Source organism: Streptomyces sp. 11-1-2 (assembly GCF_003595545.1).
Lineage (GTDB): Bacteria > Actinomycetota > Actinomycetes > Streptomycetales > Streptomycetaceae > Streptomyces > Streptomyces hygroscopicus_B.
In genome coordinates, this window is record NZ_CP022545.1 from 2,946,939 (window position 1) to 2,961,340 (window position 14,402).

Sequence of the window (14,402 nt, forward strand, 5' to 3'; positions counted from 1 at the left end):
GATGGATCCGGATCGCACTGCGTTACGTCCATTCGACAACGAGTCGGGTCCGCACTCGCGGAGGTGGTATGAAGTGGCCGGTTTCAGAGCACTGGCACGAGAAGTTCGCAATCCACGCAGACACATCACTGCTCGGCGCACATCGCTGCGCAAATGCCTTGAGCGGTTCGCGCCGTACGGGCACCGGGCGACCTGGCACCATCTGTGCACCAGCTCCGGGATCCCCCCGGAGGACCGCAGGCCGGACCCCCTACGACTGCTCACCGCTTTGGAAGAGCTCGAGGAGGCCCGCACGCTGTGGCTCGCGTACGAGGCGGACTTCGCCGCCCGGCGCAGGCAGGAGAAACTTCTCGGCATCCGGCAGCCGAGCACCGTCGACGACTGGCATCTGAACACCTGGGGCGGATGCGACATCATTCCCTGCGAGAGCCCCTCGACCCATCCCGGCGACCGCCTCGCGGACGTACTGCGACGGCTGATCGCGGCGATGGAGTCGGGACCGGGGTCGGCCTGCCCCGTATGTGCGCAACGGGGCCTGGTCTGGCGCGAGGACCTGGACCGCTATCCATCGGCCGGGCCGGTCTGCGCGGACTGCGGCATCGTGGTGCCGCTGCCGCTGCTGACCACCGAGGCCCTGGCAGCGTCCCGGGGCACGGTCCGGCTGGGCCGTTACGCGACCGTATGACGCGCCACCGCATGGCGCCCGGCCGCCTGTGGCCGGGAGCGCGCTCGCCGCAGTCCCCGCACCGGGTGGTCGGCGAGCGCGCGGAACCCCTTGACGAGGACCGGCGAACGCTGACGTCCGCCGGTGGCCGCGTCGGCGCGGAGCCCGCGTGCGGGGGCGCGGCGCGCGTTGACAGGATCCGGGTCGGCCAACCATGCTGAGCAGTCGCTTAGTGAGTGGTTGCCCGGGAGGCACGCATGGCAGAGCCCAGGATCTTCACCTCGCCCGATGAACTGCGGTCCGCGGTCGGCGAGGAACTCGGCCCCAGTGACTGGCTGGAGATCGACCAGAAGCGCATCGATCTGTTCGCCGACGCGACCGGCGACCACCAGTGGATCCACGTGGACCCGGACAAGGCCGCCGCCGGTCCGTTCGGCACCACGATCGCGCACGGCTATCTGACGCTGTCCCTGCTGCCGTCGTTCACCCCGCAGCTGCTGCGGGTCGAGGGCGTGCGGATGGGCATCAACTACGGCGTGAACAAGGTCCGCTTCCCCTCCCCCGTCCCGGTCGGCTCCCGGCTGCGCGCCACCGGCCGGATTGTGGAGGTGACCGAGGTCAAGGACGGGCTGCAGATGACGCTGGCGGTCGCCCTCGAGCGGGAGGGCGGGACCAAGCCGGTGTGCGTGGCGGAGTGCGTCGTGCGCTACTACGCCTGACGACGGCCGTCGCTCCTACGGCAGGTCCTGACCGGCCGTCGTCCTTACGATGACGACCGACGGTCCTGACCGCCGTCGGCGCCCACCATGCGCAGCACCAGCCCCGCGTAGAGGTCGCCGACCTCGTCGGGGGTGCTGCGCCCGCGGGCGTTGAACCAGCGGGCGACGTCGATGCACAGGGACAGCACCGCGACCGTGGCGCCGCGGACGTCCGGGACGTCGAAGGCGCCCGCCTTCACCCCGTCCTCGATGATCGAGCGCACCGCCCCGTCGGTTGCCTTGCGGACGGCGATGACCTCGGCGTGGTGCTCCTCGGCCAGCGCGCCGAGCTCGTACTGCACCACCCGCGCGGTCATATGGTGCTCGGCGTGCCAGCGGACGAAGGCGCGGACGGCGCCGGCCAGCCGCTCGGCGGGCGTGCCCGCGCTGTCCCGCGCCCGCTCCACGATCTCCAGGGCCCGCTCATGGCCGACCTTGCTGATCTGGTAGAGCAGCTCTTCCTTGGTCTTGTAGTGGATGTAGAGGGCGGCCGGGCTCATTCCGGCGCGGCTCGCGATGTCCCGGGTGGTGGTGGCGTGATAGCCGCGCTCCGCGAAGGCGTGCACGGCGGCGCTCACCAGCCGCCGGGCGGCGTCGGGGGTGATGTCGCCCCAGGGCTCGACCTTGCCCCCGCTGTTCTTCGGCTCCGCGTCCATGGCGGACACCCTACACGGAGAGTGAGCAAGCGCTTAGAGGTCCCCGGGGTCCCCGCAGGGCCACAACGGACGGCCGTGCCCGCTCGACGGCCGTGCCCGCTCGACGCCAGTGCCCGCTCAGCGCGCGGCCGCCGTCTCCGTGGCCACCCGGCCGGGGAACTCCGCGCCCAGCAGCCGCAGCAGCGGGGTCGCCTTCACGGCCGTCTCCTCGAACTCCTCGGCCGGGTCGGACAGCGCCACGATCGCCCCGCCCACCCCGTACCGGATCCGGTCCGGGGTCATCACCAGCGTGCGGATCACGATGCTCAGATCGCAGGCCCCGGACAACGAGAAGTAGCCGATGGCGCCCGAGTACACGCCGCGCGGGCCCTCCTCCAGATCGTCGATGATCTGCATGGTGCGGATCTTGGGCGCGCCGGTCATCGATCCGCCGGGGAAGGCGGCGCGCACGCTCTCGACCGCGGAGCTGGACGGCCGCAGGGTGGCGCGCACCGTGCTGACCAGCTGATGCACCGTCGCATACGTCTCCACGTCGAAGATCTTGGGCACCCGCACCGATCCGACCTCCGCGGTGCGGCCGAGGTCGTTGCGCACCAGGTCGACGATCATCAGGTTCTCGGAGCGGTCCTTCTCGCTGGTCGCCAGGTCGACGCGGAGCAGCTCGTCCTCGGCCGGGGAGCTTCCGCGCGGCCGGGTGCCCTTGATCGGCTGGGACTCGACGGTGCCGTCCCCGAAGACCCGCAGAAAGCGCTCGGGCGAGGTGCTCAGCACGGACAGCGGGCCGAAGCGGAGCAGGGCGGCGAAGGGCGCGGGGCTGAGCCGGCGCAGGTACTGGTAGGCGGCCCATGGGTCCACCGGCCCGTCGGCCTCGGCCATGTTCGTCAGGCACACCTCATAGGTCTCCCCCGCGGTGATCAGCTCCTGGCAGGCGGCGATCATCTCCAGGTACCGCTCGCGGCCGTGGCGCAGCCGCACCTCTCCCGGGCCGCCGTTGAGCGGGGTGCGACGGGGCTTGTGACCGGTCAGCTCCGCCAGTCGGGCGGCGGTCTCCCGCAGCCATGCCCGGGCCGGTTCCTCCCCGCCCCGCTCGGCGCCCTCCTCCGCGAGGGCGAGGAGATAGGTGGCCGAGGTCTCGTGGTCGAACACCACGGCGCGGTCCGCGAAGATCATCGCGGCGTCGGGCTCCGGGGAGCGGTGGGTCCGCTCACCGCCGCACTCGGCCTTGAGCTCATACCCGAGGTATCCGGTCCAGCCGAGGGCGAAGTCGAAGGGCAGCGAGGGGAGTTCGACCCGGGCGGCGCGCAGATCGCGCTCCAGCCAGGACAGGAACTCCTCGTGCAGGACCTCGCGGGAGCCGTCCGCGGTGACGGTGACCGTGCCCGCCCAGGTGTCGGCGGTGGCGACCCGGGCCAGCGGCCCCGAGGCGTCCCCCATCATCGAGAACCGCCCGCGCTCGCCCCCGACGGCGCTGCTGTCCAGCCAGAAGGCGTGCCGGTCGGCGCGGAAGAGCCGGTCGAAGACGACCTCGTCCGACCAGCGGGTGGGCAGGGTCTCCACCAGCACCCGCAGGGATCGCGGCGTGGCGCGCGGCGCGGCGGTGGGTTCGGCGCCGCCGCGCGGGGAGCGCGGCCCGCGCCGTCGCGCCGGTTCCACGCCGTGCCCGGTCTGCCAGGAGCGGGTGAGGTCGGCGAAGTTGCTCAGCAGCAGCCGGCCGTGCTCGGTGCAGATGGACTCGGGGTGGAACTGGACGCCCCACAGGGGCCGTTCCCGGTGGGCGATCCCCATCAGCACACCGTCCTCGGTCCAGGCGGTGGCCCGCAGCTCCTCGGGCAGGTCGGTGACGGTGAGCGAGTGGTAGCGGACGACGTCGAAGGGGCTGGGCAGCCCGGTGAAGAGGCCGGAGCCGTCGTGCGCCGCCCGGGACAGCCGGCCGTGCCGGGGCTCCGGGGCCCGGACCACCCGGGCGCCGCTGAGCAGGCCCACCCCCTGGTGGCCCAGGCAGACACCGAGCAGCGGCAGGGCGCCGTCGAGGATGATGTCGCGGCAGACGCCGAAGTCGGCCGGGCGCTCGGGGCTGCCGGGCCCGGGAGAGATGACGACGTTGTCGAAGTCCCGCAGCATCTCGGGCTTCCAGCCGGGGTCGTCGTGCCGGATCACCTCGGGCTCCTGGCCGTTGACCTCGGCCAGGTAGTGGAACAGGTTGTAGGTGAACGAGTCGTAGTTGTCTACCAGCAGCGTGCGCATCGAAACCTCGAACCTATCGGAACTCTGGATGACGGGCCCGGTTCACGCCGCGCGGAGCAAGGCGGTGAACGCGTGGACCGCTTCGGCGGCCTGCTCGGGGTTCAGCCGGGGGTCACAGCCCACGGCGGCCGCTGAGCGGTCACCTTCTCCGCGGTCGGGCCGGGAGCGGTCATGTAAGGAAGCCTCCACTGGTCGAGCCGGACACATCCCGCTGAGGCGTCGCGACTTCCGCTGACGCGTCGCGACGGCGCGGGACACCTGTGGGGACCCCCGAACCGGCAGGCCGGACGGGTCGACGGAACCGAGGAAACAGACGAACCCGCTCCCGGCCGCAAAACCGCGACCAGCGAAGATAGAAAAGCTGGATATACGTCCGTCACTCCTTCGAGCGGATTTCTCCATCCACCCGGAAGGGTTTACCAGCGGTTACTACCGGAATTTCCGGCTCAGAGCCCCCGTTGCGCAAGCCGACGACACGTCGAATCAGCGCGGCAGGGAGCCTAGCAATCGCCCGCAACCGTAAGCGACAGTTCCGCCCACATTTCGACATGTGACGAGGGTCACATGCGTAGGACTTGCACTCAGTCTCGCCTTCTATAGTGTTTTCGACCTGCGCATATCCGACGGGGAAACCGCTTCGGATGGCGTAGCTGTCAAATGAGACTTACGGGGGTAAGTGAATGTCTCTTCGACCGAATCGTCTCCGAGCACCGGCTTCCGGAGAACGTCCATAACGCCTCGCCTCCTGGCAGTGGCTTTTTCGGCATATACCCAGGCCAGATGGGTCGTCAGACCCTTGTGAGCGATTGCTGACCCGTAGGCCGCCGATCCATCGACAGCCATCCGCAAACGCCAGGACAAAGCCATGTCCGCCCGCTGCGGCATGCCCGCACAGCGACGCGCCCATTCACATCCGAGCCGCATGCCGGCGTTGGAGCAATACGTCATGCACTTAAGCACGAAGTCCGCGCGCTCCGATACCGGAGCGCCCCGCAAACGCGTCATCCTCGCCGAACCCCGCGGTTTCTGCGCGGGTGTCCGCCGCGCCATTTCCATGGTGGAGCGGGCGCTCGAGGTATACGGCCCGCCTATTTATGTTCGAAAACAGATCGTCCACAACCACTACGTCGTCAGCCTCCTGGAGCACCAGGGCGCACGCTTTGTGGAATCGGAATTCGAAGTTCCCGAAGGGGCGGTGTGCCTCTTTTCCGCACACGGCGTCTCGCCCGCGGTCCGCACCGCTGCCGCCGATAGAAACCTGCAGGTCATCGACGCCACCTGCCCACTGGTGGCCAAGGTCCACCAGCAGGCGCGCCGGGTGGTCCGGGACGGCCGGGTCCTGCTGCTGGTGGGGCATGAGGAACACGAGGAAACGGAAGGCACCCGGGGCGAGGCACCGCGCGAGACCCTGGTCGTCGAAACCGTCGAGGACGTCGAACGGCTGGACCTCCCCCGGGACACCCCGGTGGCCTATCTGACCCAGACCACCTTGTCGGTGGACGAGACGGCCGACATCGTCCGCGCCCTCACCGAGCGGTTCGACGACATCGTCGGCCCCGGGACCGACACCATCTGCTACGCCAGCCAGAACCGGCAGAACGGCGTCAAGTCCCTCGCCCAGCAGGCCGATCTGGTGCTGGTCGTCGGCTCGGAGAACTCCAGCAACTCCCAGCGGATGGTCGATGTCGCCCGGGAGGCCGGAACCCCCGCCCAGCTGGTCCCGGACGTATCCCGGCTGAAAGCCGGCTGGCTGGAGGGCGTGACCACCGTCGGCGTCAGCTCCGGCGCCAGCGTCCCGGACGCCCTCGTCCACCAACTCCTCGGCCGGCTGGCCGAGTTCGGCCATGACGAGGTCGAGATCGAGTCCACGGTCGTCGAGGACGTGGTCTTCTCCATGCCCCTGCAGCTCACCGACGGCATCCGGTCCGACGACCGGGAACGGCTCGACGACGCCTGGTCGAAGGTCCCACCGGACGCACCGGCCGGAACCCCTAGGAGGACGATGTGACTGCCCATGTGATGGCGACCGCCCGCCCCGCCTCGGCCCCGGCCACCACCGCCCGCCGGGCGCTGATGAGCCTGCTGCCCCGGGTCGAGGAGCGGCTGCACGCCTTCCTGTCCGCCGAGTACGACCGGTGGCATGCGCTGGACCCACGCTCCAGCGTCCCCATCGACGGGATCGCCGACCTGGTCAACGCGGGCGGCAAGCGCATGCGCCCCGCGTTCTGCCTGAGCGGCTATCTGGCCGTCGGCGGCGATCCGGAGGACCACCGCGTCATCCCCGTCGCCGCCGCGCTGGAACTGCTCCACGCCTGCGCGCTGATCCATGACGATGTGATGGACGAGTCCCCGGTGCGCCGTGGCGCGCCGACCGTGCACACCAGCCAGGCCGCGCTGCACCGCGAGCGCGGCTGGCGGGGCGCGGCGGGCCGCTACGGGGAGAACGTCGCGATCCTCGCGGGCGATCTGGCCCTGGTCTACTCCGACGAGATCATGGCCGAAGTGGAGCCCGCGGTCGCCGCCGAGTGGCATCTGCTGCGCTCGGAGCTGATCATCGGCCAGTACATGGACGTCGCGGCGTCCGTGGAGTTCGAGCCCGACCCGGAGACCTCGCGGTGGATCGCCATCGCCAAGTCCGGCCGCTACACCATCCACCGCCCGCTGGTCCTGGGCGCCGCGGTGGCCGGCCGCCCCGACGCGGCACCGGCCTTCGAGGAGTACGGGGCCGCGCTCGGCGAGGCGTTTCAGCTGCGCGACGACCTCCTGGACGCCTTCGGGGACTCCGAGGTCACCGGCAAGCCGAGCGGTCTGGACTTCGAGCAGCACAAGATGACGCTGCTGATGGCCCTGGCCATCCAGCGCAACGCGCACATCCGGGAGCTGGTGCCCGCTCAGCTTCGGGGCGCCGACCACCTGCGGGAGCTGCTGATCGAGACGGGTGTGCGCGACGACGTCGAGAAGCACATCGACGGGCTCGTGGAGCGGGCCTGCCGTGCCATCGCCGCCGCCCCGCTGGAGCCGGAGTGGCGGGAGGAACTGGCCGCCATGGCCCACGAGGTCGCCTACCGGAACGCGTGAGGACGGCCGATGGGCACCGACAGCGACCGCACCCGGTGGCGGCACCGACGCGGAGGGAAAGAGCCCGGATGACACTGCTGGAGACCATCCACGGTCCCGCCGACATCAAGCACCTGAACGCGAGCCAACTGACCGGTCTCGCGCGTGAGATCAGGCACTTCCTCATCGACAAGGTGCTGCGGACCGGCGGGCACCTGGGGCCCAACCTGGGCACCGTCGAACTCACCATCGCGCTGCACCGCGTGTTCGACTCCCCGCGGGACCGCATCCTGTGGGACACCGGGCACCAGGCGTACGTACACAAGATCCTCACCGGCCGCCGGGAGGGTTTCGACCGGCTCCGGCAGAAGGGCGGCCTGTCCGGCTACCCCTGCCGGGCGGAGTCCGAGCACGACACCATCGAGAACAGCCACGCCTCCACCGTCCTGTCCTACGCGGACGGCCTCGCCAAGGGGTTCCGGCTGCGCGGCGAGTCGGACCGCGCGGTGGTGGCCGTCATCGGGGACGGGGCGCTGACCGGCGGCATGGCCTGGGAGGCGCTGAACAACATCTCGGGCGCCCCGGACCGTCCCGTCGTCATCGTGGTGAACGACAACGGCCGTTCCTACGCGCCGACCACGGGCGGCCTCGCCACCCATCTGGCGGGCCTGCGCACCTCCCCCGACTACGAGCGGTTCCTGGAGTGGTCCAAGCACCGGCTACGGCAGGCCCCGAAGCTCTACGAGGCGCTGCACGCGGTCAAGACGGGGCTGAAGGACATGCTCGCCCCGCAGGGGCTCTTCGCCGACCTGGGCCTGAAATACCTCGGGCCCGTGGACGGACACGACATCGCGGCGGTGGAGGCCGCCCTGCGGCAGGCCGCGGGGTTCGGCGGGCCGGTCGTGGTGCACTGCCTGACCCGCAAGGGCCGCGGCTACCCGCGCGCGGAGGCCGACGAGCGCGACCACCACCACGCGGTCGCCGCCGGCGACCCGGCGACCGGCGAACCGCTGGGCTCCCCGGGCCCGTCCTGGACCTCGGTCTTCGGCGCGGAGCTGGTCGAGATCGCCCGTGAGCGCCCCGAGGTGGTGGCGGTGACGGCGGCGATGCTGCGGCCCACCGGGCTCGCGGCGTACGCCGAGGAGTTCCCCGACCGGGTCTTCGACGTCGGCATCGCCGAGCAGCACGCGGTCACCTCGGCCGCGGGGCTGGCCATGGCCGGGATGGTGCCGGTGGTGGCCGTGTACTCCACGTTCCTCAACCGCGGCTTCGACCAGCTTCTGATGGACGTGGCGATGCACTCCTGCCCCGTGGTGTTCGTCCTCGACCGGGCCGGGGTCACCGGTGACGACGGGGCCTCCCACAACGGCATGTGGGATCTGTCGGTGCTCGGGATCGTGCCCGGCCTGCGAGTCGCGGCACCCCGCGACGGGGCCTCGTTGCGCGCCGCGCTGCGCGAGGCGGTGGCGGTCACCGACGGCCCCAGCGCCATCCGGTTCCCCAAGGGGCCGGTGGGGCCCGACATCCCCGCCGTCGACCAGCACGACGGCATCGACGTACTCCACCGCTCCCCGGGCGACGACGTCCTGCTGGTGTCCGTGGGCGCCATGGCCGCGACCGCCTGTGCCGCGGCGCGCCGGCTCACCGGGGAGGGCCTGGGCGTCACCGTGGTGGACCCCGGCTGGATCAAACCGGTCGGCCCGTCCCTGATCAAGCTGGCGGAGCAGTACCGGCTCGTCGTCACCGTCGAGGACAACCTGCGCGTCGGGGGCTACGGCTCGCTGCTCGCCCAGGAGTTGCGCGACGCCGGTGTCCCGGCCCCGGTGTCCGGTTTCGGGATTCCGCAGCGCTTCCTCGACCACGGCAAACGCGCCGAGCTGCTCGCCGAATGCGGCCTGAGTCCCGAAGACCTGGCCCGTTCCATCCGGTCGCGGATCGCGGCCGACCGTGCGCCGGGTGTCCGGGCGCTTGAGGAGGATTCCCGATGACCGTCGATCTCGGCCTGCCCGCCGCGCCGCCACCGGTGCTCGGAAAGCGCCGCGTCACCCGTCAGCTCGGGGTGGGCGCGGTGGGGGTCGGCAGCGACTTCCCCGTCTCCGTGCAGTCCATGACGACCACCGTCACCGCCGATGTCAACGCCACCCTGCAGCAGATCGCCGAGCTGACCGCGACGGGCTGCGACATCGTCCGGGTGGCCTGCCCCAGCCAGGACGACGCCGACGCCCTGCCGCAGATCGCCCGCAAGTCCAAGATCCCGGTGATCGCCGACATCCACTTCCAGCCCAAGTACGTGTTCGCCGCGATCGAGGCGGGCTGTGCGGCGGTGCGGGTGAATCCGGGAAACATCAAGAAGTTCGACGACAAGGTCAAGGAGATCGCCCGCGCGGCGAAGGACCATGGCACCCCGATCCGCATCGGGGTGAACGCCGGCTCGCTGGACGCGCGGCTGATGGCCAAGCACGGCAAGGCCACCCCCGAGGCATTGGTGGAATCGGCGCTGTGGGAGGCGGAGCTCTTCGCCGAACACGGCTTCCACGACCTGAAGATCTCGGTGAAGCACAACGATCCGGTGGTCATGGTGCGCGCCTATGAACTGCTCGCCGAGTCCTGCGACTATCCGCTGCACCTGGGGGTGACCGAGGCGGGCCCCGCGTTCCAGGGCACCATCAAGTCCGCGGTGGCCTTCGGTGCGCTGCTGCGGCAGGGCATCGGCGACACCATCCGGGTGTCGCTGTCGGCGCCTCCGGTGGAGGAGGTGAAGGTCGGCACGCAGATCCTGCAGTCGCTCAATCTGCGGCCGCGCAAGCTGGAAATCGTCTCCTGCCCCTCCTGCGGCCGGGCCCAGGTGGATGTGTACAAGCTGGCCGACCAGGTCACCGCGGGTCTCGAGGGCATGGAAGTGCCGCTGCGGGTCGCGGTGATGGGGTGTGTGGTCAACGGCCCCGGTGAGGCCCGGGAGGCCGATCTCGGTGTCGCCTCGGGCAATGGCAAGGGCCAGATCTTCGTCAAGGGGAAGGTCATCAAGACCGTCCCCGAGAGCAAGATCGTGGAGACCCTGATCGAGGAGGCCATGCGCCTGGCCGAGGAGGCGGGCCCGCAGGACGCCGCCGAGTCCCCCACTGTCAGCGTGCGGTGAGGGGGACATCGGTGAAACGCCTGAACACGCGGGTCGCGATCGTCGGGGCGGGACCCGGCGGCCTGCTGCTCTCCCATCTGCTCCAGCGGTGCGGGGTGGACTCGATCGTGCTGGAGCGGCGGAGCCGGGAGTACGTGGAGAAGCGGGTGCGGGCCGGGTTGCTGGAAGGCGGCACCGTGGACTTCCTGCGCGAGGCCGGTCTGGCGGACCGGCTGGAGCGCGAGGGGCTGGTCCACGAGGGCTTCGTCTTCCGGTTCGGCTCGCGCGCCCACCGGATGCCCTTCACCGAGCTGACCGGCCGGACCGTCCATATGTACGGCCAGCAGGAGCTGGTGAAGGACCTGATCCGGGCCAGGACGGCGGCCGGGGCGCGGCTGTGGTTCGACGTCCCCGATGTCGAACCACAGGGTCTGGACACGGACACGCCGACCGTGCGGTGCACGGTGGCGGGCGAACCGGTGGAGATCGCCTGCGACTTCGTCGCGGGCTGCGACGGATTCCACGGGGTCTCCCGCCGGTCCGTGCCGCCCGGAACGTTCTCGACCTACGAGCGCACCTATCCGTACGCCTGGCTCGGCGTGCTGGCCGAGGCCCCGCCCGCCGCCGAGGAGCTGATCTACGCGGTGCACAGCCGGGGCTTCGCGCTGCACAGCATGCGCTCGCCCGCGGTGAGCCGGCTCTATCTGCAGGTGGAGGCCGGCGAGCGGGTGGAGAACTGGCCCGATGAGCGGATCTGGAAGGAGCTGCACACCCGGCTGGACATCGACGGTGCCCCAGAACTGGCCGAGGGGCCGGTCCTGGAGAAGAGCTGTGTGGCGCTCCGTGGCTTCGTGACCGAGCCGATGAGTTACGGCCGGCTGTTCCTGGCCGGTGACGCCGCGCATATCGTGCCGCCGACCGCGGCCAAGGGGCTCAACCTCGCCGTGGCGGACGTCAGGGTGCTCGCCGCGGCCTTCGGGGAGTTCTACGGAAGCGGCGACCGCACCGCGCTGGACGGCTATTCGGCCGCCTGTCTGCCCGGGGTCTGGCAGGCGCAGGAGTTCTCCGACTGGATGTCGGGGCTGCTGCACCGGCCCCCGGAGGGCGAGGTGTTCGACGGGCGGCTGCGGGACGCCCGGCTCGCGTCCGTGGTGAACTCCCCCGCCGCCGCGCGGACCTTCGCCGAGAACTATGTGGGCCTGGCGCGGGAGCGGACCCCGGCCCGGGGAGGCCGGCCATGACCTCACTGACCGGCGAGAGCCGCAGGACGGCGCGCGCCCGCGGTGGCGGGGAGGTGGCGCGCGGTCTGTTCCGGCTGTCGAAGATCTTCGTGTACCAGAACTACTTCGGGTGGGGCATGGCGTGGCTGACCCTGAGCCCGCAGGTGCGCGACCGCCCGGGGACCACCGCCGCCATGCTGCTGTTCCTGCTCGGCTCCATGGGCATCGTCACCTGCACCTGCGCCACCGACGACCTGGTCGGCTTCCGCAACGGCAGCGACGCCCGCAACTACAAGGCCGGTGACACCAAGCGCGACATCCGCGGCAAACCGCTGCTCAGCGGGGCGGTGACCGAGCGCGAGGCGGTACGGTTCATCGCCTGCGCGGCCTCGGTCGCGGTGCTCGCGGGGATCGGCGCGTTCTGGGCGCTGGACTGGCGGGCTCCGGCCGTGGCGTACGTCCTCTACGGGGTCGGGTTCTTCTTCAGCGTGCAGTACTCGGCCGGGCTGCGGCTGAGCTACCACCGGGGCGGTGCGGAGACGCTGCTGTGCCTGGCCACCACCGCCGGGCTGCTGGCTCCCTATCTGGCGGTGGAGCGGCACTGGTCCTCCCCCGCGGTACTGGTGGGCCTGTTGCTGGGGCTCTGGCTGGTCATGGTGAGCAGCTACTCCAACGTCAACGACGCCGACGGGGACCGCTCGGTGGGCCGCCGGACGCTGGCCGCGTCGACCGGGCCGCGGGTCTACAAGACCGCCATGGTCGCCTTCGTCCTGGTGTCGGCCACGCTGATCTGCGTCCTGGGCCTGGCCACGCCGTGGCCATGGTGGACCCTGCTGACCCTGCTGCCCGCCACCGTCCTCCATGCGGCCCAGTTGCGCGAGGGCCCGGTGCGGGGGCGCTGGCTGACCGCCCGCAAGCTCGGGCTGTACGCCTACGACCTGGGCTTTCTCGGGCTGCTGGCGCCCGCGCTGTTCCTTTTGACCTAGCCGTTCGTTCTGTCCCAGCCGTTTCGCACCCCCATAGACGAGGAGATGAGGCATGGCGGCGCGTTCCCAACGGCCCGTCAACGTCGGCCGGTTGTTCCACCGGGCCGCCGAGCAGGGCAAGCCGACGGTCATGCATCTGGACCGGCCCTTCGACATCGCCCCGGATGCCGGCACCCGCTTCGATGTGTCCGCCCTGGCGGCGACGGTGGAGGACGCCGCGAGCTGGCTCCACGGGGCGGGGCTGCGCCACGGCGACCGGCTCGCCATCGTCAAGGAGAACCACTACGACTTCATCCTGCTCGCCGCGGCCGCCGCCCGGCTCGGGGCGCTGCCCGCGATGATCGCGCCCATCAGGTCGACCGCGCATATCCGCACCCTGCTCACCAGGATCTCCCCGAAGGTGCTGGTGATGGGCACGACGGTGCTGGAGCGGATGACCGCCGCCGGTATCGCGCCGGCCGATCCGGGGATGACCCTGGTGGCCGTCGGCGCCGAGCGCCCGGGGCTGCCCGGCGGAACACTGCGGATCGACGATGTGCGCGACGGCTCCCGGCCGCCGGTGCGATTCCGCGGCCTCCACGAACCCATGCTGGTCACCCACACCTCGGGCACCACGGGTGTCCCGAAGCTGGTGGTGCACTCGCCCGCCACCACCCTGGCGGCCGTGCCGTTCCGCATCGAGTCCTACCGACTGCCGCTCATGACCTCCCGTCCCAGGGACGTGGTGGCCAGCGGGATCTCCTTCGCCCACAACCGCAATCTGTCCTGGACCAACGGGACGCTGTTCCGCGGGCCGCGGAAGATGGTGATCCTCTCCGATCCGGCGCTGGACAGTGTGGCCCGCACGCTGGCCGCGCACCCTCCCACCTCCCTGGAGGCATGTCCGAACGTCTTCCAGTACTGGGAGGAGCTGGCCGACACCCGGCCGGAGCTGTTCTCGGGCGTACGGCGCTTCATCAGCACCTTCGACGCGGTCCACCCCAGGACGGTCCGCAAGTTCCTCGGCGCCTCCCGGGCCCGGCTGCCGCTGTGGGCCTGGGGCGTGGGGCAGTCCGAGATCGCGGGCATCGCCGCCGGGGTGGCCACCCGCTCCATGGTCCGCCCGGACAAACCCCGGGCGCATGACGCCACCAACGTCGGGTTCCCGCCCCTGGTCCGGGTCAAGGTCGTGGACCCGGAGACCGGCCGCGAACGGCCCCGGGGAAAGCCGGGGCTGCTGATGGTCAGGACCAAGTCGCGGTGTCTGACCTACCTGGGCGAGGACGACCGGCACCGCGCCAAGGACCGGGGCCGCTGGTGGAACACCGGCGACCTGGGCGAGTACGCGGGCTACGGCCGCATCCGGCTGATCGACCGCGAGGTCGACATGATCCCCGGAATGAGCTGCATCGAGCTGGAGTCGACCCTGCTCGACCGGCTGGACCGGGCCTCCGAGGTGATCGTGCTGGGGGTCCCGGGGCAGTTGCCGATCCCGGTGCTGTGCATGCGCGACGACGCCCTCGACCCCCAGGAGTGGGACCGGGCCTGCCGGGGCCTGCCCGAGCTGGACAAGCCGCGGCTCGTCCCCTGGGAGGAGATGCCGCGCACCGCCACCTGGAAGGTGCGCCGGGGGGAGTTGCGCGAACGGCTGCTGGGCTCCAGCGACACCTATGGCACCGGGCAGTGGACCTGACCCGCGCCACGCGAAGCAACGCCGTACAAA

Annotated in this window: 11 protein-coding genes; 9 read left to right on the forward strand and 2 right to left on the reverse strand. The window is 71.0% G+C overall.

The genetic code is table 11. From position 1 onward, the window contains the following. Positions 1-73 precede the first annotated feature (73 nt). Together CGL27_RS12370 and CGL27_RS12375 are read left to right on the forward strand one after the other, a co-directional pair. Positions 74-685: a hypothetical protein gene (locus CGL27_RS12370; RefSeq protein ID WP_078640583.1), complete on the forward strand. Its 612-nt coding sequence runs from the start codon at positions 74-76 to the stop codon at positions 683-685. A 236-nt stretch (positions 686-921) separates the two neighbouring features. After that, on the forward strand, positions 922-1,383 hold the full coding sequence (locus CGL27_RS12375) for a MaoC family dehydratase (RefSeq protein WP_119986583.1): 462 nt from the start codon (positions 922-924) through the stop codon (positions 1,381-1,383). A gap of 44 nt (positions 1,384-1,427) precedes the next feature. On the opposite strand, the gene CGL27_RS12380 is transcribed toward CGL27_RS12375, so the two are convergent. Both CGL27_RS12380 and pabB read right to left on the reverse strand, forming a co-directional pair. Beyond that, complete coding sequence (locus CGL27_RS12380) at positions 1,428-2,078, reverse strand: TetR/AcrR family transcriptional regulator (protein ID WP_078640585.1); 651 nt, start codon at positions 2,076-2,078, stop codon at positions 1,428-1,430. A gap of 117 nt (positions 2,079-2,195) precedes the next feature. Further along, complete coding sequence (pabB, locus tag CGL27_RS12385) at positions 2,196-4,322, reverse strand: aminodeoxychorismate synthase component I (RefSeq protein WP_119986585.1); 2,127 nt, start codon at positions 4,320-4,322, stop codon at positions 2,196-2,198. Positions 4,323-5,268: 946 nt separating this feature from the next. On the opposite strand from pabB, the gene ispH reads away from it, so the two are divergent. The 7 genes from ispH (at position 5,269) to CGL27_RS12420 (ending at position 14,372) form a co-directional block, all read left to right on the forward strand. Continuing rightward, positions 5,269-6,330, forward strand: a complete 1,062-nt coding sequence (gene ispH / locus CGL27_RS12390) for a 4-hydroxy-3-methylbut-2-enyl diphosphate reductase (protein ID WP_119986587.1) — start codon at positions 5,269-5,271, stop codon at positions 6,328-6,330. Further along, positions 6,327-7,400, forward strand: coding sequence for a polyprenyl synthetase family protein (locus CGL27_RS12395; RefSeq protein ID WP_237298801.1), 1,074 nt, complete (start codon positions 6,327-6,329; stop codon positions 7,398-7,400). The genes ispH and CGL27_RS12395 overlap by 4 nt, the downstream gene beginning before the upstream one ends. Positions 7,401-7,468: 68 nt before the next feature. Then, positions 7,469-9,367, forward strand: a complete 1,899-nt coding sequence (gene dxs / locus CGL27_RS12400; protein ID WP_119986589.1) for a 1-deoxy-D-xylulose-5-phosphate synthase — start codon at positions 7,469-7,471, stop codon at positions 9,365-9,367. Further along, a complete protein-coding gene (gene ispG, locus CGL27_RS12405; protein ID WP_119986591.1) occupies positions 9,364-10,515 on the forward strand; it encodes a flavodoxin-dependent (E)-4-hydroxy-3-methylbut-2-enyl-diphosphate synthase in 1,152 nt (383 codons plus the stop codon). Before dxs ends, ispG begins: the two co-directional genes overlap by 4 nt. A gap of 11 nt (positions 10,516-10,526) precedes the next feature. Continuing rightward, the gene (locus tag CGL27_RS12410) at positions 10,527-11,735 is read left to right on the forward strand and encodes a 4-hydroxybenzoate 3-monooxygenase (RefSeq protein WP_240450479.1); all 1,209 of its coding nucleotides are present in this window, start codon (positions 10,527-10,529) and stop codon (positions 11,733-11,735) included. After that, positions 11,732-12,700: a UbiA family prenyltransferase gene (locus tag CGL27_RS12415; RefSeq protein ID WP_119986592.1), complete on the forward strand. Its 969-nt coding sequence runs from the start codon at positions 11,732-11,734 to the stop codon at positions 12,698-12,700. Before CGL27_RS12410 ends, CGL27_RS12415 begins: the two co-directional genes overlap by 4 nt. A gap of 52 nt (positions 12,701-12,752) precedes the next feature. Next, positions 12,753-14,372: a class I adenylate-forming enzyme family protein gene (locus CGL27_RS12420; protein ID WP_119986594.1), complete on the forward strand. Its 1,620-nt coding sequence runs from the start codon at positions 12,753-12,755 to the stop codon at positions 14,370-14,372. The last annotated feature ends 30 nt before the right edge of the window (positions 14,373-14,402 follow it).